Genomic DNA, 23,039 nt, shown 5'->3' on the forward strand with positions numbered 1-23,039 from the left:
GTCATCGGCCATCGGTGGCTACGAGGCGGGGAGGCAAGTCGGTTGCCCTCCGTCCCGCGGATCGGACGGCGCTTACTCCACGATAGCCGTGAGCACGCTGGCCGCGCGGCGACCCGCACGGCCGTCCATCGGAATCCCGAGCCTGTCGAGCCAGGCGTCGCGACGGTCCCGTTCTGCCTGCGAGTGGCCGTCCTCGTAGAGGCGGTCGACTGTTTCGATTGCCAGCTCGTCGGTCGTCGTCCCGATCTCGGGGACCTCGTTGGTCTCGGAGACGACGTCGGTCAGCTGGAGCAGCGGACGTCCGGTGTGCAGCCACTCGGTGACGGTGCCCGAGTAGTCCGAAATCAGTACGTCGGCCCACAGCAGGCTCTCGACCGGCGACCACGCGTCGTCGAACGTGACGGTAGGCAGGTCACAGATGCGGTCGCGACACTTTCGAACCAGCGAGCGCGCAGGCTGTTCGAGCGTGTCGTGTGGATGCGGGCGAAAGCGGAGGTGATAGTCGGAGCCAGCGAAGGTATCGAGGACGTGTTCGGCCGTGTTGCACAGGGAGCCCTGTCCGTAGCGGGTGTTCGTGGGGGCGTATAGCACGCGTCGCTGGCGCGGCGGCTCCGAGTCGACGAGCGCGTCGGCTTCCGGGATGCCGACCGTCTCGACGGCGAGGGGCGACTCGGTCTCGCGGTACTGCGTCGCCCACCACTCGCCGGGCGCGAGTGCCGCGTCCATCAGCGGGAACACCTCTTCGACGTCGACCTGAACCGTTCCGCGGCCGATCGACGCGCCGTGTCGCACGTGGACCAGCGGGTACTCGGTCTGGAAGTCGACGTCCCTGTGGCGGTAGTTGTGGTTGTAGACGACCACTGACGGGTCGATCTCGCGGACCTGACGGTTCACGTAGCCGACGTCCATGTACGCGAGGTCGACCTCGTCGATCTCGTCAGTGCACCCTTTGGCCGCCGGCCGAAGCGGCAGGTACGCCGACGCCACGTCGACGTGGGGATCGATCGCCTCGAACGTCTTGGCCTGGAAGGGAAACTCTACGGTGTAGAGAATCTCGGGCATAGTGACGGCCCATCCAGGATACGCCAGAACCGTGGTTAACTGTTGGGAGAGTCAGAACGGCGACAAGAACGCGGCAGCGGCCGCTCAGGCGATGTCCCAGCGGTCGGTCGTCACGCCGTCGACCCCGACGTTCCGGAGCGCTGCGATCTCGTCGGCAGTGCGGGCGGCTTTCCAGGCGACGACGTCGAGGCCCGAACTCTGGGCTGCGGTGACGACGTCGGTCTCCAGACAGAGGTCGTAGTGAGGGTGGACGACGTCACAGCCGTGTTCGATCGCGATCTTGAGGCTCGTCGACGGGTCGGACTCGAACAGATAGCCCGTGGGAACGGTCCAGTCGACGGCGTTGACTTCCCGGAGGGAAGCCGGGCGGAACGACGACACGGTCACGTCCACGTCGTAGTCGGCGACGACGTCTCGAACGTCCGCGGCGATGCCAGTGTCTTTGAGTTCGAGTTGCGCCCGAACGCCCTGGGGGAAGGCGTCGAGCACGTGGTCGAGTTTGGGAATCGACTCGCCCGAGTCGAGCACGTCGAGGTCCCGGAGTTCGGTCCAGCTGAGGTCGGCGATCGGACCGGACCCATCAGTCAATCGGTCGACAGTCTCGTCGTGAAAGACGACCAGTTCCCCGGATCCACACCGACGCACGTCGACCTCGATGGCATCGAGGTACTGAGCAGCGCGTTTGACCGCCCTGACGGTGTTTTCCGGACACTGGGCGGCACAGCCCCGGTGGCCGATGAGCTCCATTACCGGCCTCCAAGCGTAGGACCGCATTAACGCTATCGGCTCTCTCGTCTGTCATCCCCCCAACGAGTTTCGTCCGAGTAACCCGCTGTTTCGACCGGGTGAAACCGATCCCGGTAGCCACGGACGTCTCAGGTCTGGAGATCGAGCCCGTCAGCGGCGTCTAGGGGGAGCTTACGGCGGGCTGCAAAGAGGTCACGCGGGTAGTTGATCTCGATGTGATGGTCTGCGGGAATCGGCACCATTTCGGTCTCGACGGTGGGATACAGCACGGGATACCACTCGGTGCGATGCTGACTCAGGTGATCGCGGACCGCATCGACGTGCGTGCTGTCGATGACGCCGAGGCCGGCGTGCCGGTGTCCGGTAATCATCCCGTACTCGGTGACGAGTCCCCGGTCGTCACACCGGACCGCCGTCGACCCGTCCTGGTAGCCCGGAATGCACCCGACGACGCTTCGCGCAGTCGTCGACGAGTGGCTGTCGATGAGCGCCGTGACGGCCGCTTCGGTCACGACGACGTCCCCGTTCAACACGAGCACGTCGTCGTCCACGCCGGCGAGGCCGCGACGGAGCGATTCCGCGTTCTCGTAGTCGTCCCAGTCCTCGAAGACGATGGTTCGCGCGTCCGTGATCTCGTCGATCACGTTCTCGTAGGCGTAGCCGAGCACGACGGTCATCGAGTCGACGCGCCCGGAGAGGACGCGTTTCTGTCGCTCGTACAGCGTTCGCCCGGCGAGATCGATGAACGCCTTGGGGATGTCCGACGCGTGAGAGCCGAGGCGGCTCCCCTCACCGGCGGCGAGGATTACTGCGTGCACGCCATCACCTCCGTTGCCGCTCGTTTCCCAGCGCGACCGTCCATCGGGACGCCGAGATCCGCCAGCGTGGTCGAGCGCTCCCGTGCCACGCTCGCCGGGTACCCGTGTTCGTACAGTTGATCGACAGTCGCGAGCGACAACTCCTCGGTGACCATACCGACGACGGGTACGTCGAGGTCGGCTTCCGTGTCGGTCACCTGGAGCAGCGGACGTCCGGTGTGGAGCCACTCGGTGATGATGCCCGAACAGTCAGAGATCAACAGGTCGGCCCACAGCATGCTCTCGCGGGGCGTGGTGGTGTCGTCGAAGGTGACGTTCGGCAGGTCCGCGATGCGCTCCTTGCAGGCTTCGGTGAGCGTGCGCCCCGGTTCCTCGATGCGGTCCATCGGATGGGGGCGGAATCGAAGCTCGTACTCGGAGTCGGCGAACGTATCGAGCACCTGTGTGGCCGTCCGGAGATAGCTGCCGCCGCCGTAGTTGTGGTTCGTCGGGGCGTAGAGGACTCGGCGCTCGCGGGGCGGGTCCGTGCTGACCAGTTCGTCCGCTTCCGGGATGCCGACGACCCGCACGTCCACGTCGTCCGGAAACTCCTCGCGATAGTGTCGCGCCCACTGCTCGCCGGGCGCGAGGGCGAGATCGACGACGTCGCCGAGGTCCCGCGTCGTGTTTCGCGCTTCGCCCCGTCCGAGTGACGCGCCGTGTCGCACGTGGACGAGGGGATACTCGCGCTGGAACGCCGGTCGCTCGTCGAGCACTTCCGTCCCGAAGCGGTGGTTCTGGACGACGACGTCGGGGTCGATGTCGAACACGGCCGCGTCGAGGTCCTCGACTGACGCGATCGATCGTTGGACGACGGGAATCGAGGTCGGACAGCCCGCCTCGGGCCGCAAGGGGAGCACAGCCGATGACGCGTCGACGTACCGGTCGATCGCGACGAACGTTTTCCGCATGAAACGTCGGTCGAACGTGTAGAGGATGGTAACCATGGTGACCCGATCAAATCCGTCCGCGGTGGTTGGCTGGCGATTCGCACCGACTCCGTAGCTCTCAATACAACAAAGGTGGCGTACATACACCAGCCAAATCATTAATCTTATCGCCTAATGTATTCGAAAACAACTGTAACAACCCGGACAGGACGTGACAAAAGCCCGTATACCAAGCCTCAGCCACGGCCCTGGCTGACACCCGTCCATGACCGTGAATCACCAGCTAGTTTTAGCAGCGTTCCGGCCGAAGTCCCAGCGGGAGGTACGGTACATGAAGGCATTCGTCATGGAAGAGCTCGAGGAAGTCGGCTTCGCGGAGAAGGACGTGCCGGAGCCGGGACCGACCGACGCCATCGTCCGGCCGACGAAGGGACTGGTGTGTACCTCGGACGTCCACACCGTCCACGGCGCGATCGGCGAGCGCGAGAACCTGACGCTCGGCCACGAGGCCGTCGGCGTGGTCGACGCCGTCGGATCGGCGGTCACGGACTTCGAGCCCGGTGACCGCGTCGCCGTCGGCGCGATCACGCCCGACTGGGGGTCCGCTGCTGCCCAGAACGGCCACCCGTCCCAGTCCGGCGGCGCGCTCGGCGGCTGGAAGTTCGCCAACGAGAAAGACGGAGTGTTCGCGGAGTACTTCCACGTCAACGAGGCGGACGCGAACATTGCCCACATCCCTCAGGGCGTCTCGGACGAGGAAGCAGCCTACGTCGCGGACATGATGAGCACCGGGTTCATGGCCGCCGAAAACGCAGACATCCCGATGGGTGGAACGGTCGCCGTGTTCGCGCTCGGACCGGTCGGCCTCATGGCCGTCAAGGGCGCGGCGTTGCAGGGCGCCGGGCGGATCATCGGCGTCGAGGCCGTCCCCGAGCGGATCGAGCTCGCGCGACGGTACGGCGCCGACGACGTGGTGAACTTCGAGGAGGAGGACCCGGTCGAGGTCATCACCGCGCTCACCGACGGCGAGGGCGTCGACGCCGCCATCGAAGCGCTGGGAGCCAACGCCGCCTTCGAGAGCTGTATCGCAGTCACGAAACCCGGCGGCACGATCTCGAACGTCGGCTACCACGGCCAGGGCGAGTACGTGAACATCCCCCGGAGCGAGTGGGGCGTCGGAATGGCCGAGAAAGACATCGTCACCGGCCTCTGTCCGGGCGGGCGCCTGCGGCTCCAGCGGTTGCTCAGACTCCTCGACGAGGGGCGCGTCGACCCCACGCCGATGACGACCCACGAGTTCGACTTCGCGGCCGTCGACGAGGCCTTCGAGCTGATGGAGAGCAAGGAAGACGGCATCATCAAGCCGCTCGTCGACTTCACGTAGCGATGGCCGGCCCTCACCGTGGTTATTTTTTGACCTGCGGTATCGAATGCTGGTATGCTCTCAGTACTGCCGGGGACCGACCGGTACCGAACTGGCTGGTGGGCGCTCACGCTGGCGCTCGGAGCGGCCTTCGCGTTCGTCTTCTACTCGTTCGTCGGCACGTTCGTCTTCGGCGTCTTTCTCTACTACGGGCTCAGGCCGCTCCAGCACCGGTTACAGCGGCACGTCTCGCCCGGCATCGCCGCGCTCGTCGCACTCCTCGCCGTGGCACTCCCCACGCTCGTCATCGTCGGCTCGCTCGCCGTCGTCGGCGTCGGCGAACTGGTCACGTTCGTGGAGGACGCACCGATCGAAGAGACGATCACGTCCTACGTCGATCTCTCGGACCTCACCGATCCGATCGACGGTGCCGAGCAGGTCGCGACCGGCGGCGACAGCCCCGTCCAGAGCGTCGTCGCCGCCAGCACCGGCGTGCTCCTGTTCCTGACCGACGTCCTCCTCCACCTGTTCATCACGGTGACGGTCGCGTTCTACCTGCTGCGTGACGACGACAACATCCGGGGCTGGTTCGAATCGAGCGTCGCCGACCGGGGAGCGCCGGCACACGCGTACGCGACTGCCGTGGACCGCGACCTCGGAACCATCTACTTCGGCAACGTCCTGTTGGTGGCCGTCGTGGCCGCCATCACCCTCGTGTTCTATCACGGGTTCAACCTCCTCGCACCAGCCGGTCTGACAGTCCCGTTCCCGACGGCACTCGCACTGCTGACCGGCGTCGCGAGCATGGTCCCGATCGTCGTGGGAAAGCTCGTCTACGTCCCGCTCACGGCGTATCTCGGGGTCGTCGCGGCCCGGACCGACCCCTCGTTGCTGCTCTTTCCGGTCGGTCTGTTCGTGGCCTGTCTCGTGTTCGCCGACCTCGTCCCGATGGCGGTGCTGCTGCCGCGCATCGCCGGGCGCAAGACCCACGTCGGCCTCGTCCTGTTCGCGTACATCCTCGGTCCGATCCTCTTTGGCTGGTACGGCCTGTTTCTCGGCCCGCTCCTCCTGGTGCTCGGCATCCAGCTCGTCCGCATCGGCTTCACCGAGTTGCTTCACGGCAGACCGCTCACCCCGCAGGTGACGGCCGCGCCCGCGATCGGATCAGACCCCATCATCGCCGACGAACACACCGCAGAAGACGCCGGCGACGACGGCGCCGAGTCGGACGACACTGAGACGACAGCGTCGGAATCGTGACCTGTCGGCGTCGAAACCCCTCGCTCGATTCTTTTCCTGCTCGCCGTGGACGCCAGTGATATGGATATCACCAGGGGCGTGCTCATCGCGCTCGCACTCGTGCTGTTGGGGCTCTCGGTCGCGTTCGTCGCCCCCTTTCTCCAGTTTTTCCTGCTCGCCGTGTTGCTCGCCTACCTCCTCGAACCGGCACAGAGACGTCTCACACCGCGAATCGGCGCGCGAGTTGCAGCGAGCCTGCTCGTTCTCGTGGCCACGCTGGCGTTGCTGATACCGCTCGTCGTGGTCGGGCAGGTCGTCGTCTCTGAAGGGCTCAGCCTGGTCCGACAGGTCAGACAGGGGGACATCACGCTCGCGCAGGCAGAGCAGGTGATCTACGGCGTCACGGGGCTCCGGGTCGATATCGCGGGAACGCTCCAGTCGGCCCTCAGCGACGGGGGAACTCAAGCGTTCGGCAGCCTCCTCGGTGCGTTCGGTGCCGTGACGCACCTGTTCGTCGGACTCGGGCTGACGGTGTTTCTCCTCTATTATTTCCTCAAGGACGGGACCGCGTTCATGGCCTGGTTGCGTCGAACGCTCCCGCTCCCGGACCACGTCCAGAACGAACTCTACGCCGCGCTGGACGACATCATGTGGGCGGTGCTGGCCGGACACGTGTTCGTGGCGGTCGTCCAGGGCGTTCTCGCAGGGATCGGTCTCTTCGTCGTCGGGATCCCCAGCGCCCTGTTCTGGACCGCCGTGATGGTGGTTCTCTCGCTGCTCCCGATCGTCGGCTCGTTTCTGGTCTGGGGCCCCGCGGTCCTGTTCCTGATCGCGAACGACCAGCTGCTCCCCGCGGTGTTTCTCCTGTTCTGGGGGAGCGTCATCGTGGGTCTCTCGGACAACTACCTGCGGCCGATCGTCGTCGATCGCTACGCCCAGGTCAGCCCCGCCGTCATCGTCCTCGGGCTCGTCGGCGGCATCACCGTCATGGGCATCATGGGCCTGTTTTTCGGCCCGATCGTCATCGGCGCACTCCGCGCGACCCTCGACGTGTTCCGCGACGAGTACCGCTCGCCCCCCGGAACGTAGCACGCAGGCCGTCACCGACTGCGGACTCCTCACTCGGCGACGCGCTCGCGGGCGGCCGCGACCACCAGCGGCAGCGTGATTGTCGCGTCGGCGTACACGGACGCGTTCCGTGCCGCCTTCTCCAGTTTGCCCCAGGAGCGGGCTTCGTCCAGCGTCGCCCCCGAGAGGCCGCCGGTGGACGGCTGGTCCATCGTCAACTGCACTGCGTAGTCGTAGGCGTCGGGCGCGACCAGCATCGTCTGGAGGACGAAGTTCTTGGGGACGCCGCCGCCGACGACCAGCGCGCCCGCTTCGTCCGCCTCGAACGCCTGATCGGTGATGGTGTTCATGTCCGCGAGCGCGTCGAGCGAGAACTCGCTCGTCTGGCCGTACATCCACGCCTGGAGCCCCAGCACGGAGTCCTGGATGGCCGGACAGTAGACCGGCACGTCGTGTTCGTACGCCGCGGCGGCGATGCCCGGGCCTTCCTCGACGTCCGCCCGTTCGTTGACCTCGCCGTTGGCCCGGCCCAGTTCCGCAACCAGTCGCTGGATGCTGACGGTGCCTTCCTCCTCGACGGCCGGAAACACCTCGTCGCGGAGGTGGCCCTCGAACAGCGCGAAGTGCTCCTGGGGGAGATACACGTTGTAGATGCGGTCGACCTCCTCGTCTCGCAACTGTTCGTCGTGTTCGCGCTCGGTCTTGCCCTCGGCGTGGACCTGCCCGTGGTGGTGTTTCCCGCCGATGGCCTCGATGGCGTCGTGGGTGAGGTTCGCGCCGGTCGTGACGAGCGCGTCGACGTGGCCGTCGCGGATGAGGTCGGCGACGATGCGGCGCATGCCGCTGGGCACCATCGCACCGGCGAGGCCGACGAAGTTCGTCACGTCGTCGTCCAACATCTCGGCGTAGATGTCGACGGCCTCGTGGAGGTCCGCCGCGCCGATGCCGGCCTCGCCGTACTCGTCGGCGAGCTGGCCGACGGTCATGCCGGCGCGCGCCTCGGCGTGGGCGATCGGATCGTGCGAAAAGGTCTCCCGTTCCGGTGGCTGCCACTCGTGGTCGTCCTCGGTCATTGCAGGAGGATTGCGACCGAGCGGTTTCAACGGCGCGGTTCGAGACCCCGGCGACTCACCCTTGCCCGCCAGCGAGCGCGCTCGCTTCGGGGAGCGTCCGCAGGTACAGCATCGCGGCCGTGCCGACGAGGGGGCCGACGACCAGCGGGACGAAGGCCCAGCGCCACCCGACGGCCTCGGCGACGACCGGCGTCAGCTGGATCGACCCGATCGTCAGGAGGTAGCCGATGGCCGTCTGCAGGGTCAGCGCCGACCCGACGTAACTGTCCTCGGCGAGTTCCGAGACGGCCGCCGAGAACTGCGCGGAGTCGGCCACGACGGCGAACCCCCAGACGAGCACGAAGGGCACGAGGACGACGACGGGGCCGCCGAAGACGAACCCGGCACCGACGCACGCGGCCCCGCTGACGACCATGCTCGCGCTCGTGATCGTGGTCCGCCCCATCCGATCGGCGTAGATGCCCGCGACGAGCGCCCCCGCGCCGCCGACGGCGATGGTCCCGAACGCGACGAGCGCGGCGAAGGCCGCCGACTCGCCGCCGCTGGCCGCGAAGCTGGCGGCCAGGTAGACGGGAATCCACGTCCAGACCGCGTACAGCTCCCACATGTGCCCGAAGTAGCCGAGGTTGGCCAGCATCGTCCCCCGGTCGCTGACCATCCGGCGCACCGCACCCGGGTCGAACGGCGCTGCCGGAGCCTGGTGCGGGCCCGGCCGCACGGAGAGGACGAGCAGGCCGCCGATCCCCGCCAGCCCTGCCGCACCGAGGAGAACCAGTCGCGGCTGGCCGACGCCGCCGACCGCCCGGAGCAGGTGTGGCATGGCCGATCCGACGGTCAGTGCGCCGACGAGCGACCCGATGGCGAACCCGCGGCCCTCCCGGAACCAGCCGGCCATGATCTTCATACCGGGGGGATAGACGCCGGCCAGCGCGACGCCGGTGAGAAAGCGCAGGACGACGGCCGGGAGGAACGACGAGACCGCCAGTGCGATGGTGGCGGTCGCGACCGCACCGACGACCGCGGAAACGGCAAAGAGGTGGCGCGGCGGAACGGCGTCCGAAAGCGTAAACACCGCCGAAAGCAGTGCGCCGACGACGAAGCCCAGTTGCACGGCGTTCGTCAGCCACGCGGTCTCGGCACCCGAGAGGCCCCACGCCGCGGCGAGTTCCGGCCCGACGGCCGACGCCGAGAACCAGAGCGTCATCGCCAGCAACTCGGCGAGCGCGAGGACGATCAGGACGCGGTACTTCCGGCTCGACGATTCCCGGGCGGCGATGGACTCGTCAGTTTCCGCGGTACTCATCTGTCGAGAGAATGACCGCAAGCCGTGTAAAACTGGGGTCGGCGTGGCGGTGAGCGCACACGATCGCAGTGAGCAGTCAGTTCGTCGTCGTGATCTCGACGACGTCCCGGTGGTCGAGTTCGTGATCGGAGCCGATCTGGCGGCCCGACCGAACGTCTTTCCCGTGGAGGAACCCGTCGCCGATGTCGGTGTGCAGGAAGTACGCGAACTCCTCGGCGGTCGCGCCCTCGGGGAGGACGAAACAGTCCTGCAGGAAGGTGCCGTCCTCCTGGGGACTCTCCGCGCCGGGGAAGACGGCGATGGCCCCGAACTCCTCGAACAGCGCGGTCTCGATGGCCTGCTGGACGCCCGTCCCCTCGAACGCCGTGACGAACGACCGAATCTGTTCGAGGCCGGCCGCCTGCTCGTCGCTCAGGTCGGCGACGATGTCGAACTCGCTCGCGCCGGGACGGTACTCGACGGCGCCCTGCTCGTCGGCCTGCTTGAGCGCCTTCTCGGCGTGCGCAGAGACGGGGACGACAGTCAGGTGCTCGTACTCGGGATCGCTGGTGATCTCCTCGAAGTTTTCCTGTGCCTCGGGGGTGTCCATCTTGTTGGCCGCGACGATCATCGGCTTGGTCCGGATGCGAATCTCGCGAGCCAGGCGTTCCCGGTCGTCTTCGTCCCAGGTCTCCGGGTCGAGGTCGAGTCCGAGCGAGAGGATGACCTGCTTGATCTCGTCTTTGTTCGTCCGGAACGCGCTCATCTGCTCGGCGAGGTCGACCTCGATCTCCTTCTCTTCGCCTTCGTACCCCGACCGGTAGCGCTCGATCCCCTTCTCTAAGATGTCGAGGTACCACATGTCGAGTTCGTTCTCCAGGAAGTCGATGTCCTCGCGGGGGTCGTGACCTTCAGTGGCTTCGCCCTCCATGTCCGTCGTCCCCGAGAAGTCGACGACGTGGACCAGCACGTCCGTCTCGTTCAGGTCCGAGAGGAACTGGTTACCCAGTCCCCGGCCCTCGTGGGCACCCGGGACGAGGCCAGCGACGTCGACGAGTTTGACGGGAACGTACCGCGTCCCCTCCTCGCAGTAGCCGTGGTTCGGCGTGCAGGTGTGGTCGAACTCCGGCGCGGCGCAGTCGACTCGCACGTAGGCCTCGCCCACGCTCGGATCGATCGTCGTGAAGGGGTAGGCGCCCTCCGGCACGTCGTTCATCGTGGCAGCGTTGAAAAACGTCGACTTCCCCACCGAGGGTTTGCCGACCAGCCCGATCTTGTAACTCATTGCACCGACATAGCCGAACGATTCGCTAAAGGGTTTCTACCCTGATAAGTAGTGGGAGAGAGTGACAGACAGGCCCCAAGACAGGGGCGTTCTGAAAACGCTCGTTCGATTTTTGTAAACTATTATGCCAGAAATAAACTTATGTTGGGTCGGGGACGAGGTATTCGCATGAGCGAACCCGTCAGCGAGTACGAACACCTGACGACGAAAAAGCGCCAGCGACAGGGGAACACGGAGCTGGCGCAGGTGACGGACGTCGCCGTCGGGACCCGGACGGTGGTCCTCACGGCCCGGTTCGACTGGCGTGCCGAGGCGGTCCGGTTTCGCTACGAGCTGAACGACGACCGGGACGTCCTCCAGCTCGAATCGCTCGCCGAGTCCGCAGGGTTCGCGTTCGAGCAGGTCGAGTTCCTCGAGGGCGAGACCGTCGAGGTCACCTACACCGGCGGCGAGTGGGTGCCGTCGGCGCACGCCGCCCACGTCGAGGGGAGTGGCTCGGCGGCCGAGACGTTCAGGACCGAACTGCGCCTGCTGGCGCGGGAACTCGCGCGACTGCCGAACCTGCCGCGCCGCGCCATCCGCGCGCTCCGGACGGCGACGACACAGCAGACGATCATCGGCGTCATCCTTGTCAAGAAAGTGCTCGTCCTGGTCCTGCTGGCGTGGTATCTCCTATAGTACCCCGGGAAGCAGACAGGAGCGTGGCATCGCGCTTTTGCCCGTCGACGGAGAAGGTACCGGTATGGCAGGTCCGGAGCGCGAAGACGCCGCCACACGTCGGGCGAAGTTAGCCGAAGCCATCACGGCTCATCGGCGGGCGGGCAGCCAATCGGCAGTGTACTTCGGTGCCGAAACCGACGACGAGTCGCCGGTCGTCGAGTACGTCGACCGCGAGATCACCGTCGAGGTCGGCGACGCCGAGCGCGACCGGTTGGACGCGCTGCTCGCGGACTTCCACGTGTTCAAGATCGCCCAGCCGGCGACCCGGAAAGCCCCCGCTGGCGAGATACACATTTCCGCGCTGGCGGACCCGAAACACACCGCGGACTTCGTCGACCGGCTGTTTCTGGACGTCTACGACTTCGAGGAGAGCTACGCGCTGGCGATCGTCGAACCGTAGCTATTCGAGCAGGGGCAGAACGATACCGAAGACGATGGGCGCCAGGAGCGCGACGAAGATGCCGAGGAACTCCATGTCGACGAAGAGCGTGTGTTCCCACCCGGGAAGCGGGCCGAAGTACGTGCTCCCGATCACGTCGGCCAGCAGGCCGGCCACGAACAGCGAGATGCCGATCAGGAAGCTGCGCTTGGTCCACGTGGGATAGTCGATCGATCGTGTGCGTGCCATTATCGGGTATCGGGACGACCGTTCGTTTAACCTTTTTGGGAGGTGCGCCGAGAACGGTAGGTTTTCATCGGTCGGTTTTCAACACCGCGACAGATGTATATCGTCATCGTCGGGGCGGGTGACATCGGGACGCCGCTCATCGAGATCGCGACGGCCGGCGGCAACGAAGTCGTCGTCATCGAACGCGATGCCGAGCGGGCCGAACGAGCGTCGAGACAGTACGACTGTCTCGTCATCAACGACGACGCGACGGTCAAAGAGACGCTGAAAGACGCCGGTTCCGACCGGGCAGACGCGCTCATCTCGACGACCGACCAGGACGCGACGAACATCATGGTCTGTTTGCTCGCACAGGAACTGGACGTGCCGGAAGTCGTCTCCGTCGTGCACAATCCCGAGCACATGAGCCTGTTCCGACAGATCGGCGTGAACACGATGGAGAACCCCCAAAGCCTCATCGCCGAGCACCTGTATCGGGCGGTCAAGCGCCCCTCCATCGTCGACTTCATGCGCATCGGTGAAGAGGCGGAAGTGTTCGAGATCAGCGTCAAGGAGAACGCACCTATCGTCGGGAAGACGCTCCAGGAGGCCAACGAAGAGGGGCTCGTCGGGGGCGAGACGCTGGTCGTCGCCATCGAGCGCAACGGCCGGGGCGAGCCGATAACGCCCCGCGGGAACGTTCGGATAGACGCCGGCGACCTGCTAACGGTTTACTCGGCGACGGGAGCGACGCCCGGCGTGACGGACGTCTTCGGCCATACCGAGGACCATAGCTGACATGTCGCGACGGAACGACGGCCTGCTCCCGACCGACCTCAGGATCATCGCCCGGGACATCGGGAAGCTCCTGTTGATGGAAGCCGGGCTGATGGTCATCACGGCAGCCATCGCCCTCGGGTTCCGGGAGTTCTACGCCGCGATGGCTTTTTTCCTCGCGGCGGGTGCGACCGCGTCCGTCGGCGGACTGGCCAATCGCGGGTTCGTGGACGCGCCGAATCCCCGGATGAAACACGGGATGGTCATCGCCGCCGGCGGGTGGTTCATGACCGCCGCCTTCGGCGCCATCCCGTTCTTTCTGACGGCCTGGCTGACCCCGCCAGCAGTCATGGACACGTTCGTCCCCGCGGGCATGGACACGAGCGCGTGGGAACCGATCAAAGTCGGCGGCACGACGACGCTGTCCAGTCTCGCGTACTTCCGGGACCCGCTGCACGCCTTCTTCGAGAGCATGAGCGGCTGGACCGGCAGCGGCCTGACGATGGCGATTCACGAGCCGTCGCTCCCCCGCTCGATCCAGTGGTGGCGCTCGTTCATCCAGTGGGTCGGCGGCGTCGGCGTGATCGTGCTCACAGTCTCGATCCTCTCCCGCCCGGGCAGCGGAAGTTACACGCTCTATCGGAGCGAAGCCCGCGAGGAGAAGATCCATCCCAGCGTCGTCTCGACGGTGCGGACGGTCTGGAAACTCGTCGTCGGGTACACGCTATTGTCGTTCGTGCTCCTGTTCGGCGCGATCCTGGCGAGCGACAGCGCGTACGCCCAGTCGCTCCCGCTGTGGGAGGCCGCCTGGCAGGCGCTCAACCACGCCATGACCGGCCTGACCACGGGCGGGTTCTCGGTCACGGACAACTCCATCGCGACCTACAACTCGCCGCTGGTCGAGACGGTTCTGCTCCCGATCATGATTCTGGGAGCCATCGCGTTTCCCGTTCACTACCTCCTCGTTCACGACAGACAGTTCGCTGAACTCCGCGAAGACCTCCAGACGCGGTGGCTGTTCGTCCTGCTCGCGCTCGGCGTCGTCGGCCTCTCGCTCCAGAACGCGCTGTCAGTCCCGGTCGCCAGCGACGCCTTCGCGACCCAGTCGTTCCTCCCGCAGTCGGTTCAGGTGCTGGGTCCCCAGGAGAGCGACGCGGTCCGGGACTCGACGTTCCAGTGGGTGAGCGCCCTCTCGTGTACTGGCTTCCAGTCGGCACCGATCGGTCGCTGGGTCGCTGGCGGCAAAGTGATGCTCGTCGGTGCGATGACGCTCGGCGGTGCCGCTGGGTCGACCGTCGGCGGCATCAAGATCATCCGCGGGTACACCATCGCCCGGGGGATCATCTGGCAGTTCTCGCGCGTGTTCCTGCCGAAGAACGCCGTCATCACCGCCCGCCTCGGGGACCGCACGCTCGACCGCGAGGAGATGGAACGGGAGTTCAGCGAAGCGGCGATCGTCACGATTCTGTGGATACTCCTCCTCATCGCGAGCAGTATCGTGCTTGCCAACGTCGCGCCAGGCTTCGGCTACGCCGACGCGCTGTTCGAGGTCGCCAGCGCCCAGGGCAACGTCGGCCTCTCCTCGGGCATCACCGGCCCGACGATGCACCCGCTCGCCGAAGCGATGTTCACGCTCAACATGTGGATCGGTCGCCTGGAGATCATTCCGGTGCTCGTCTTCGTTCGGTCAGCGATCTACGGGCTGGAACCCTGATCCGAGTGTCTCCAAGCGAGACCTGAGCGTCGGAGAAGCCCGCCGAAGCGGAACTACTGTTCGGCCTCTGGGATGGCAGTCGTCGGCTCCTCAGAATCGTCAGTCGTACGCGACCGGCCGGTGAGAGACCGATAGATGGGATACACGTAGTCCTCGACAGGACCGTGAACACCGCGCGGTCCGGCGAAGACGATTACTGGGACACCGGCCCCATCGGCCAGATCGATCACGCGATCAGGCGTGCTGCCGAATACCCACTTGCGGAGTCGCCGCGTCCGTGTGGCACCGATGAGGAGAATCCCACCGTTTTCGACGGCAGTATCGACCAGTCCCTGCGCGACGGTCGTCGCAGTGACGTTCTGAACGTTGACCGTTGGTGCGTCGGACAGTGCAGCCAGCGTCTCGTCCGACGTCTCCGCTCGTCCCCCGCCACCCTGGGGCGTGACGTTAATGACGTTTATTTCGACGCCACTCAGGCCGAGACGCTCGACGAGTGGGAGGGCAGCCTGATGATGCGGACCGCCGCCGGCACCGACGTTGACGACGTCGATGTTTGTCGGGTCGGTGAACCCGTCGACAAACATGACGGGACACGGTGTTTTGTACTCGACTTGCTCTGCGACGTCGGTGTGTTCTTCGGGATACCCCATCAGAATCTGGTCGGCGTCGGTGTTTCGAGCAGTCTGGACGATGTCGAACGCGACGTCCTGGCAGGTGTGGCCTTCCACTGTGTACTCGGCGTCGACGTCGACGTCGGCGAGCAGTTCTTCAATCCGACGAGTGCGCCCCACGGCGGTCTCCGTCACCGCCTCGAAGGGCGTTTGTTCGGGAACCCGCGTCACGTTCAAGACCTGTACGATCGGGTCGTCGGCCTGCAAATTCCCCAGGAGGGCGGCCAGTTGAGTATAGTGTTGGGCACGCTCCGGTCGAGCAACGGCAACGAGAATCCGATAGCGATCTTCGGTTTCCGGCTCGGCTCCCGTCGGTTGGGTCTCCCGGCCGGCACCCGGCTGTGACGGTGCCACGACTTCCTCGAACAGTTCGTCTACGTTCGGCGCGCCGCCCCAGACCAGATATCCGAGGAGGACGACGGCGTTGACTACCAGACCCACGATGACGCCTTTCACTGGCAAGTTGTAGATGAGCGCAACGTTGGCCAGGATGCCCAGGACGGGAACGTACGGGACGCCAGGCACCCGGAATCCCCGTTCAATGTCCGGATACCGCCTCCGGGAATAAATGAGTGCCACGTTGACTAGTGACAGCGGGAGCAGGAGGTTGAGCGTCGCGAACCCGGTGAGCACCGTCAGTCCCAGGTCGGTCAGCGTGAGCGCGCCGAACAGCGGGAACGGGACGGTCAGATCGAACGGAACCAGTCCGCCACCCTCGGCTGGAAACACACCGATGAACAGCAGGATGAGAACGACGATCGTGCCGGTCGCCGCCGTGACGCTCCAGTATGGCGTGTTGTAGCGGCGGTGGATGCGGGAGAACGGCCGGGGTGCCTGGCCCTGTCGGCCCATCAGCGACCCGATACCCGTAGCTGCGAGGATGCTCGCATTCGATGCGCTGACCATGCTGAAGATGGCACCGGCGACGATGAGCGACTGGCCGATCGGTCCCAGGAACGCCGACGCGACCCGACCCATCGCCGTCTCGCCTTCCTGGGCGATGATCTCCGCGGGAATCGGCGAGTTCACCATGGCGATGATGACGAACGCGTAGAGGACCGTCACGGTGAGAATGCTGGCGGCGATGGCTCGCGGGACGGTCTTGCGGGGTTCGATGATCTCGCCGGCGCTGGCGGCGATCGCCGAGAAGCCGAAGAAGGTGATGAACGCCAGCGCGGCGATGGTGACGATGCCGACCGCGTCAGTGGAGAACCCACCGGCGAAGGTCCCGACGGCCGTGGTCGGCCCCTCGAACGCGAACGCGCCGCCGACGAACGCGATCAGGACAGCCACTTTCGCCCCCGTGACGAGCAGTTGGAAGGTCCCGCTCTCCTCGGTGCCTCTCGCGTTCAGCCACCCGAGGAGGAGGACGGCCAGGATACCTGTCGTGCCGTGTGGAAGCCAGTGGAGCGACTCAGGGACGATAAACCGGAAGAACCACTCGTCCATCGTGGCCAGGTAGAAGGCCGTCGTGCCGGTGTACCCCAGGAACAGCATGGCGCCGATGGTGTACACCAGCGTCTCGTGTTCGAAGGTTCGCGACGAGAAGAGGTACCCACCACCGTTCTCCGAGTAGATCGAGGCGAACTCGGAGTAGGAGGCCGCTGTGATGCCGGCGACGACGGCCGCGATGACGAACGCGATGACGGCGCTGCTACCGATCTCTGCCACGGCAGTGCCAGACAGGGAAAAGATGCCCGCCGCGATCATCGTTCCGAGGCCGATTGCAAAGGCGATCTTGAATCCCAGTGTTCGCGTGTGCTCGACCATTAGCTAGCACACGCCACGCACACGCAAAAGTGGTCGGCCGCAGCTCGTCGTAGCCGTGTCAGGACCGCCAGTAGGCACTTGTCAGCAAGACTAGCACCGGGATGATCTCCAGGCGACCGATCCACATCAGAAACACCATGAACAGCTTCGAGGTCCGAGGAAAATCGAGATAGGAGTTCATCGGGCCGACCACGCCGAAGCCCGGCCCGACGTTCCCAAGCGTCGCCGCGACCGCACTCATCGCGTCGAACGCCGTGAGGTGGAAGTCAGAAACCCGAGTAGCGTCGATCAGGATGATGACCACCGCCACGAGGAAGATTGCCAGGTACAGCAGTGTGAACACGTAGATACCGCGGAGCGCCTGCTCGTCGAGCGCACGGCCACCGAGCCGAACTGGTCGAACGGCTTCCGGGTGGACCGTCGTGAACAGTTCCCGCCGGATGGACTTGATGATGACCAGCCACCGGACGATCTTGATGGCACCGCCGGTCGATCCGGCAGAACCGCCGATGAACATCCCGAACAGCAGCAGGTACTGGGTCACGCCGCTCCAGGTGTTGAAGTCCATGCTCGCGTAGCCGGTCGTCGTCACGATCGAGACGACCTGGAACGTGGCGTGCCGGAGCGCCGGCTCCCACTCACTGACGATCGGCGGGATCAGCTCCGGGACCATCGCCAGTCCTGCACCGGTGAACAACAGGACGGCGCCGACGGCACTCAGCGAACCCATGATGCCCAGGTAGAACCGGAACTCGCTGTCCTCGAACAGCACGCCGGGCTCGCCGGTGAGCGCTCGCCAGAACAGCGCGAAGTTCGTCCCTGCGACGATCATAAACGGGATGATGACCCACTGAACGGCCGCCGAGAACGCCTCGATACTCCGGGCCTCCGGGGAGAACCCCCCGGTCGGCATCGTCGTGAACGGGTGTGCGATGGCGTTGTACAGTCCCATGTTCGGGGCCAGTCCCGCGAGGTGGAGACCGTACAGGAGCAGGAACTGCAGGACGGTGAACCCAGCATACGCAAGCCAGAGCGCCCGCGCCGTCTCGGCGATCCGGGGCGTCAGCTTCTCGATGCCCGGACCCGGCGCTTCCGCGTCCATGAGCTGTGCGCCACCGACCGAGAGTTCCGGCAGAATGGCGACGGCGAGAACGACGATTCCCATGCCGCCGAGCCACTGAGTGAGTTGCCGCCACAGCAACAAGGCGTGGGAGTGGCGCTCCAGCGAGATGTCGCCCATGACGGTCGCGCCGGTGGTCGTGAACCCGGACATCGTCTCGAACAGCGCGTTGACCGGATAGCTAAGGGTCGAGGGGTCCTCACCGAGGTACCCCGACAGCAGGTACGGAAGCGTCGCGATGATCGGCACGAGCAGCCACGTGAGCGCAACCATGAGGAAGCCCTCGCGGGCGCCCAGGTCGGGGTCGGGGTCAAGCCGTTCGAGGAAGTATCCGATCACGACGACGGCCCCGATGGAGATGCCGAAGGCGACGACTCCTTCCCGGTAAACGAGTGCCGTGACGAGCGGGAGGAGGAGTGCGACCGAGAGGTACTTGATGACGGTGCCGACGAGACTCGTCGCCGCCCGCCAGTCGACACGGAGATGCATCGTCACAGTTTCGGCGTCGCCTCCTCGATCGCGTCGGCGTCGACGAACACGACGACGTGGTCGTCGACCTCGATGACAGTGTCACCGCGTGGTTTCACGAATTCACCGTTCCGCGTAATCGCGCCGATCACGACGCCGTCGGGGAGGTCGCCGACGGACTCACGGATCGGTTTCCCCGAGAGGACGCTCTCGCCGTCGACTTCGATCTCCATGACCTCGGCGCGATCGGACTCGATGAGTGCGACGTTCTCGGCGTGCTGTTCGCGAGTGAACCGCGTGATCTCCTCTGCCGTCGCCTCGCGCGGGTTGACCGCGACGTCGACGCCGACCTCCTCGAACAGATCGACGTACGCACCGTTGTCGACCACCGAAATTGCGCGGTTCGCCCCGAGTCGCTTCGCCAGCAGTCCGGACAACAGGCTCTTTTCGTCGTTGTCCAGTGCGGAGACGACCACGTCCACGTCGTCGACGTGCTCGCGTTCGAGGAACTCACGGTCGGTCGCATCGCTCTCCATGACGGTCGTCCCCGGGAGCTGCTCGGCGAGTTCCCGTGCCCGTTTCGGGTCCTGTTCGATCAAGCGTGGCTTGAGCCCCTGGTCTTCGAGCAGGCGGGCGATGTGATAGCCGATGTCACTACCGCCGTCGATGAGCACGTCGGTAACGGCCTCCGCATCAGGCGCGACAGCAGTGCCGAACTGACGGACGCTCTCGGGACTCCCGATGACGACGACCTCACTGTTCGGTTCGATGACCGTCTCACCGCGAGGGATGACGACTTCGTCGTCGCCGAGCAGGGCCGCGAACGTCAGCGATTCGAACCGATCAGCCTCTTGCACCGTCTGGTTGGCGACCGGGCTGTCGGGCGCGATGGTGAACTCGGCCATCTGGACGACTCCCTGCGCGAACGTATCGGCGTCTCGGGCGGCCGGGAGTCCGATGACGCGAACGACCGTCTGCGCGGTCAGGAGGTTCGTGCCGACCATGTGGTCGACGCCGAAGGCACCTTCGGCCTGTTGCCACGTGTTCAGGAACTTCGTACTCTTGACGCGGGCGATCGTAAAGGCATCACCGACGGTCTTTGCCGTCCCGCAGGTGACGATGTTCGTCTCGTCGTCGTCAGTACTGGCGATGAGCAGGTCCGCCTTCTCAATGCCCGCTTCTTTGAGCGTATCCACGGAAGCACCGTCGCCTTCGACGGCGAGGACGTCGATCGCGTAGGTCAGCGATTCCACGCGGTCGGGATCGATGTCGACGACCACGACTTCGTGACTGTCGGCAAGACTCGCCGCGATGGTCGACCCGACCTGGCCTGCACCGACGATAATTACGCGCACGGACGATCACCCGGCACAGGATTCATATCGCGGTGGTTCTGTCGGGGTGGGTAAGTGAATTTCCCTTCGGGCGGACCGGCGATTGCACCCAGACCTGTGTGAAGACATGTACGAGAACTTAAGTTCAGTCCGGACTCACCGACGGATATGAATCGTCACGCCGTCGCTGGATTCGGAACACTGGCCGAAGCGACCGGACACGGATACGTCTCTACACATGTCTGACCTGTTCGAGCGCGTGCTGCTCCCCGTCGCCAGCCGCGACGACGCCCGTTCCACTGCCCGCGCACTCGCCCCGTACGTCGGCGAGCACGTCGTCGCCGTCCACGTCGTCGAGAAGGCTGGCGGAGCACCGGACAAGGCCTCCGTCGAGCAACGCGAGGAGGAAGCCGAACGTATCTTCGAGATCGTCCACGAGGAGTTAGACGACGCCGTCGACGTCGACACCCGCATCGACTACGGGACCGACGTGGCCGAGACGATCTTCGCGGCCGCCGACGAGGAGAACGCGACGAGTGTCGTCTTCACGCCGCGGGGCGGCAGTCGATGGATGCGTCTGCTGACTGGCGACGTCGCACTCGACCTCATCACCAAGCGAGACCGACCGGTCGTCGTCCTGCCCGACGGTGATACGGAATGAGCGACGAGGAACTCGCCAAGGACCTGGGCCCGCTCGCGGCGCTGACCATCGGCGTCGGGACGATGATCGGTGCCGGAATCTTCGTGCTGCCCGGCGACGCCATCCAGAAATCCGGCTCGTTCGCCATCATCGCCTTCCTCATCGGCGGCGGGATTGCGCTGTTGACCGCGCTGTCGGCCAGCGAACTCGGGACCGCCATGCCGAAATCCGGCGGCGCCTACTACTACGTCAACCACGCGCTCGGCCCCCTGTTCGGCTCGATCGCCGGCTGGGCGAACTGGCTCGGGCTGGCCTTCGCTTCGGCATTCTACATGGTCGGCTTCGGCGAGTACATCCAGGACATCGTCGGTCTCGGCGACACGATCAGGTTCGGCGCTGTCGTCGTCGGCCTCGGAGAGCAGGTCGGCCTCGGCGCCACCATCGTGAGCATCGGTGAGACGATCGGCCTCGGCCCCATCGCGATGGACGCAGTGACGCTGCTGGCCCTCGTCGGTGGTGCGTTCTTCATCACCGTCAACTACGTCGGCGCGAAAGAGACCGGCCGGCTCCAGAACGTCATCGTCGTCATCCTGGTGGCGATCCTGACCGTCTTCACCATCGCCGGCGCGCTCCGGGCCGATCCGGCGAACCTGCCGACGGCCAAGGGGTACGGGCCGATGATGGTGACGACCGGGATCATCTTCGTCTCGTATCTCGGCTTCGTCCAGATCACGAGCGTCGCCGAGGAGATCAAAAACCCCGGGAAGAACCTTCCCCGGGCGGTCATCGGGAGCGTCGTCCTCGTGACTGCCATCTACGCGCTCGTGCTGGTCGCGATGAGTGCCGCCGTCGAGCAGGGCTTTATCGCGGCTGAACAGGCTGCCGGGAACATCGTCGTCGTTTCGGCCGCCAGCGAGCTTCTGGGACCGATCGGTGCCGTCTCGATGCTGTTCGGCGGACTGCTGGCGACGGCGTCCTCCGCGAACGCGTCGATCCTCGCGTCCTCACGGATCAACTTCGCCATGGGCCGCGACAGGCTCATCACGCCGGCGCTGAACAACATTCACCCCCGATTCGCGACGCCGTACCGATCGATCGCGGTGACCGGCGGGCTCATCCTGTTTTTCATCCTGGCGGCGAACGCCATCGGCGGGAACGCCATCGTCTCGCTGTCCAGCACGGCGAGTTTCCTGCACCTGGTCATCTACGGGCTGCTCAATATCGCACTCATCGTGATGCGGACGGCCGATCCGAGCGAGTACGAACCAGACTACCGGGTGCCCCTGTACCCGATCACCCCCATTCTGGGCGCGATTTCCTCGTTTGCCCTGATCTACTTCATCGACGCGACGATCCTCCAGCTCGGGTTCGCACTCGTCGGCGCGGCCATCTTGTGGTACTTCGTGTACGCCCGCTCGCGCGCGGAGAAACAGGGCATCCTCGGCGAGTACATCCAGGAGCGCTCCGAAACGATGCCCGATTCGGCCGTCGCAGCCGCCAGCGGCGTCGAACCCGACGGGGGAACGTACCGCGTGATGGTCCCGCTGGCGAATCCCGAAAACGAGAAAGAACTGATCACGCTCGCCAGTGCCGTAGCCAAAGAGCGGAACGGGAGCGTCCTCGCAACCCACATCGTCACCGTCCCCGACCAGACGTCGCTGGCGTACGGTGCCGAACACGTCGACGAGATCGACGGCCAGTCCGAAGAACTGCTGGCAGCCGCCAAGGACGACGCCGAAACGTTCGACGTGCCGGTCGAGACCCAGACCATCGTTTCGCACCGCTCGTTCGAGGAGATCTTCAGTGCCGCCCGGACCCACGACGCCGACCTCGTCGTCATGGGATGGGGTCCCGACGCCCACGGGTCGCCCGGCCGCGCCGAGTCCGCCATCGACGAACTCGCACACGACCTCCCCTGCGATTTCCTCGTGCTGAAGGACCGCGGCTTCGACGCCTCGAACATCCTCGTCCCGACGGCCGGCGGTCCGGACTCGGACCTGAGCGCGGCCATCGCCAAGACGCTCCAGGCCGAGTTCGACAGCGAGGTCACGCTCCTGCACGTCGCCGACGACCAGGCGGAAGGCGAGACGTTCCTCAGCCAGTGGGCGGCCGACCACAGTATCGGCGACGCCCGGCTGCGCGTCGAGACCGGCGACGTCGAGACGGCGATCGAAACCGCCGCCGAAGACGCCTCCCTGCTCATCATCGGCGCGACCGAGGAAGGGCTGCTCTCGCGACTCGTCCGCGGTGCGCTCGTCCTCGACGTGATCGACGACGTCGAGTGTTCGGTGCTGCTCGCCGAGAAGAAACGCAATCGGTCGCTGCTCGAACGGCTGATCGGGTGACCAGTCG

General features: G+C 65.6%; 20 protein-coding genes. 9 read left to right on the top strand and 11 right to left on the bottom strand.

Features of this window, described 5'->3' with window-relative positions; all coding sequences use genetic code 11:
- Window positions 1–72: 72 nt before the first annotated feature.
- From MU553_RS09385 to MU553_RS09400, 4 genes are all read right to left on the bottom strand, one after another.
- On the bottom strand, window positions 73–1,062 hold the full coding sequence (locus tag MU553_RS09385; protein WP_247377521.1) for a CDP-glycerol glycerophosphotransferase family protein: 990 nt from the start codon (window positions 1,060–1,062) through the stop codon (window positions 73–75).
- 84 nt (window positions 1,063–1,146) lie between these two features.
- Window positions 1,147–1,809 (bottom strand): glycerophosphodiester phosphodiesterase, encoded by a 663-nt coding sequence (locus MU553_RS09390; protein WP_247377519.1) that lies wholly within the window; start codon window positions 1,807–1,809, stop codon window positions 1,147–1,149.
- Window positions 1,810–1,937: 128 nt separating this feature from the next.
- Window positions 1,938–2,627 carry an NTP transferase domain-containing protein gene (locus MU553_RS09395; protein WP_247377517.1) on the bottom strand — a complete coding sequence of 230 codons (690 nt, stop codon included), beginning with the start codon at window positions 2,625–2,627 and terminating at the stop codon, window positions 1,938–1,940.
- Window positions 2,615–3,613, bottom strand: a complete 999-nt coding sequence (locus MU553_RS09400; RefSeq protein WP_247377515.1) for a CDP-glycerol glycerophosphotransferase family protein — start codon at window positions 3,611–3,613, stop codon at window positions 2,615–2,617. Before MU553_RS09400 ends, MU553_RS09395 begins: the two co-directional genes overlap by 13 nt.
- A gap of 274 nt (window positions 3,614–3,887) precedes the next feature.
- On the opposite strand from MU553_RS09400, the gene MU553_RS09405 reads away from it, so the two are divergent.
- From MU553_RS09405 to MU553_RS09415, 3 genes are read left to right on the top strand one after another with little or no spacing between them, the layout of a single operon-like run.
- The gene (locus tag MU553_RS09405) at window positions 3,888–4,940 is read left to right on the top strand and encodes an NAD(P)-dependent alcohol dehydrogenase (protein ID WP_247377514.1); all 1,053 of its coding nucleotides are present in this window, start codon (window positions 3,888–3,890) and stop codon (window positions 4,938–4,940) included.
- Window positions 4,941–4,994: 54 nt separating this feature from the next.
- Entirely contained in the window at window positions 4,995–6,179 is a 1,185-nt protein-coding gene (locus MU553_RS09410; protein WP_247377511.1) for an AI-2E family transporter, read from the top strand.
- A 60-nt stretch (window positions 6,180–6,239) separates the two neighbouring features.
- A complete protein-coding gene (locus MU553_RS09415; protein WP_247377509.1) occupies window positions 6,240–7,247 on the top strand; it encodes an AI-2E family transporter in 1,008 nt (335 codons plus the stop codon).
- A gap of 29 nt (window positions 7,248–7,276) precedes the next feature.
- Here MU553_RS09415 and MU553_RS09420 read toward each other — a convergent pair whose 3' ends face one another.
- The 3 genes from MU553_RS09420 to MU553_RS09430 all read right to left on the bottom strand — a co-directional run bounded on the left by MU553_RS09420 (window position 7,277) and on the right by MU553_RS09430 (window position 10,866).
- Window positions 7,277–8,299 carry a deoxyhypusine synthase gene (locus MU553_RS09420; protein WP_247377507.1) on the bottom strand — a complete coding sequence of 341 codons (1,023 nt, stop codon included), beginning with the start codon at window positions 8,297–8,299 and terminating at the stop codon, window positions 7,277–7,279.
- Window positions 8,300–8,354: 55 nt separating this feature from the next.
- Entirely contained in the window at window positions 8,355–9,602 is a 1,248-nt protein-coding gene (locus MU553_RS09425) for an MFS transporter (protein WP_247377505.1), read from the bottom strand.
- A gap of 76 nt (window positions 9,603–9,678) precedes the next feature.
- Window positions 9,679–10,866 (bottom strand): redox-regulated ATPase YchF, encoded by a 1,188-nt coding sequence (locus tag MU553_RS09430; protein WP_247377503.1) that lies wholly within the window; start codon window positions 10,864–10,866, stop codon window positions 9,679–9,681.
- A gap of 168 nt (window positions 10,867–11,034) precedes the next feature.
- On the opposite strand from MU553_RS09430, the gene MU553_RS09435 reads away from it, so the two are divergent.
- Together MU553_RS09435 and MU553_RS09440 are read left to right on the top strand one after the other, a co-directional pair.
- A complete protein-coding gene (locus MU553_RS09435; protein WP_247377502.1) occupies window positions 11,035–11,544 on the top strand; it encodes a hypothetical protein in 510 nt (169 codons plus the stop codon).
- 64 nt (window positions 11,545–11,608) lie between these two features.
- Window positions 11,609–11,986, top strand: coding sequence for a DUF7975 family protein (locus MU553_RS09440; protein WP_247377500.1), 378 nt, complete (start codon window positions 11,609–11,611; stop codon window positions 11,984–11,986).
- Here MU553_RS09440 and MU553_RS09445 read toward each other — a convergent pair whose 3' ends face one another.
- Window positions 11,987–12,214 carry a DUF7860 family protein gene (locus tag MU553_RS09445; RefSeq protein WP_247377498.1) on the bottom strand — a complete coding sequence of 76 codons (228 nt, stop codon included), beginning with the start codon at window positions 12,212–12,214 and terminating at the stop codon, window positions 11,987–11,989.
- 93 nt (window positions 12,215–12,307) lie between these two features.
- On the opposite strand from MU553_RS09445, the gene MU553_RS09450 reads away from it, so the two are divergent.
- Entirely contained in the window at window positions 12,308–12,991 is a 684-nt protein-coding gene (locus tag MU553_RS09450) for a potassium channel family protein (RefSeq protein WP_247377496.1), read from the top strand.
- 1 nt (window position 12,992) lies between these two features.
- Window positions 12,993–14,684 (top strand): potassium transporter TrkG, encoded by a 1,692-nt coding sequence (locus MU553_RS09455; RefSeq protein ID WP_247377493.1) that lies wholly within the window; start codon window positions 12,993–12,995, stop codon window positions 14,682–14,684.
- A 53-nt stretch (window positions 14,685–14,737) separates the two neighbouring features.
- Here MU553_RS09455 and MU553_RS09460 read toward each other — a convergent pair whose 3' ends face one another.
- Genes MU553_RS09460 through trkA form a run of 3 tightly spaced genes read right to left on the bottom strand, consistent with a single transcriptional unit; the run spans window position 14,738 to window position 20,068 of the window.
- On the bottom strand, window positions 14,738–17,125 hold the full coding sequence (locus MU553_RS09460; protein ID WP_247377491.1) for an amino acid permease: 2,388 nt from the start codon (window positions 17,123–17,125) through the stop codon (window positions 14,738–14,740).
- Between the two features lie 58 nt (window positions 17,126–17,183).
- Window positions 17,184–18,734, bottom strand: a complete 1,551-nt coding sequence (locus MU553_RS09465; RefSeq protein WP_247377489.1) for a TrkH family potassium uptake protein — start codon at window positions 18,732–18,734, stop codon at window positions 17,184–17,186.
- Between the two features lie 2 nt (window positions 18,735–18,736).
- Window positions 18,737–20,068, bottom strand: coding sequence for a Trk system potassium transporter TrkA (gene trkA, locus MU553_RS09470; RefSeq protein ID WP_247377487.1), 1,332 nt, complete (start codon window positions 20,066–20,068; stop codon window positions 18,737–18,739).
- 217 nt (window positions 20,069–20,285) lie between these two features.
- Here trkA and MU553_RS09475 point away from each other — a divergent pair, with 217 nt between their 5' ends.
- Entirely contained in the window at window positions 20,286–20,708 is a 423-nt protein-coding gene (locus MU553_RS09475; protein WP_247377485.1) for a universal stress protein, read from the top strand.
- Window positions 20,705–23,032: an amino acid permease gene (locus MU553_RS09480; RefSeq protein WP_247377483.1), complete on the top strand. Its 2,328-nt coding sequence runs from the start codon at window positions 20,705–20,707 to the stop codon at window positions 23,030–23,032. The genes MU553_RS09475 and MU553_RS09480 overlap by 4 nt, the downstream gene beginning before the upstream one ends.
- The last annotated feature ends 7 nt before the right edge of the window (window positions 23,033–23,039 follow it).

The organism is Halorientalis brevis (assembly GCF_023077655.1).

Coding starts and splice junctions, on each gene's coding strand:
- MU553_RS09385 (WP_247377521.1), bottom strand. CDS start 1,062: ATGCCCGAGATTCTCTACACCGTAGAGTTTCCCTTCCAGGCCAAGACG.
- MU553_RS09390 (WP_247377519.1), bottom strand. CDS start 1,809: ATGGAGCTCATCGGCCACCGGGGCTGTGCCGCCCAGTGTCCGGAAAAC.
- MU553_RS09400 (WP_247377515.1), bottom strand. CDS start 3,613: ATGGTTACCATCCTCTACACGTTCGACCGACGTTTCATGCGGAAAACG.
- MU553_RS09405 (WP_247377514.1), top strand. CDS start 3,888: ATGAAGGCATTCGTCATGGAAGAGCTCGAGGAAGTCGGCTTCGCGGAG.
- MU553_RS09410 (WP_247377511.1), top strand. CDS start 4,995: ATGCTCTCAGTACTGCCGGGGACCGACCGGTACCGAACTGGCTGGTGG.
- MU553_RS09415 (WP_247377509.1), top strand. CDS start 6,240: ATGGATATCACCAGGGGCGTGCTCATCGCGCTCGCACTCGTGCTGTTG.
- MU553_RS09420 (WP_247377507.1), bottom strand. CDS start 8,299: ATGACCGAGGACGACCACGAGTGGCAGCCACCGGAACGGGAGACCTTT.
- MU553_RS09425 (WP_247377505.1), bottom strand. CDS start 9,602: ATGAGTACCGCGGAAACTGACGAGTCCATCGCCGCCCGGGAATCGTCG.
- MU553_RS09430 (WP_247377503.1), bottom strand. CDS start 10,866: ATGAGTTACAAGATCGGGCTGGTCGGCAAACCCTCGGTGGGGAAGTCG.
- MU553_RS09435 (WP_247377502.1), top strand. CDS start 11,035: ATGAGCGAACCCGTCAGCGAGTACGAACACCTGACGACGAAAAAGCGC.
- MU553_RS09440 (WP_247377500.1), top strand. CDS start 11,609: ATGGCAGGTCCGGAGCGCGAAGACGCCGCCACACGTCGGGCGAAGTTA.
- MU553_RS09445 (WP_247377498.1), bottom strand. CDS start 12,214: ATGGCACGCACACGATCGATCGACTATCCCACGTGGACCAAGCGCAGC.
- MU553_RS09450 (WP_247377496.1), top strand. CDS start 12,308: ATGTATATCGTCATCGTCGGGGCGGGTGACATCGGGACGCCGCTCATC.
- MU553_RS09455 (WP_247377493.1), top strand. CDS start 12,993: ATGTCGCGACGGAACGACGGCCTGCTCCCGACCGACCTCAGGATCATC.
- MU553_RS09460 (WP_247377491.1), bottom strand. CDS start 17,125: ATGGTCGAGCACACGCGAACACTGGGATTCAAGATCGCCTTTGCAATC.
- MU553_RS09465 (WP_247377489.1), bottom strand. CDS start 18,734: ATGCATCTCCGTGTCGACTGGCGGGCGGCGACGAGTCTCGTCGGCACC.
- MU553_RS09475 (WP_247377485.1), top strand. CDS start 20,286: ATGTCTGACCTGTTCGAGCGCGTGCTGCTCCCCGTCGCCAGCCGCGAC.
- MU553_RS09480 (WP_247377483.1), top strand. CDS start 20,705: ATGAGCGACGAGGAACTCGCCAAGGACCTGGGCCCGCTCGCGGCGCTG.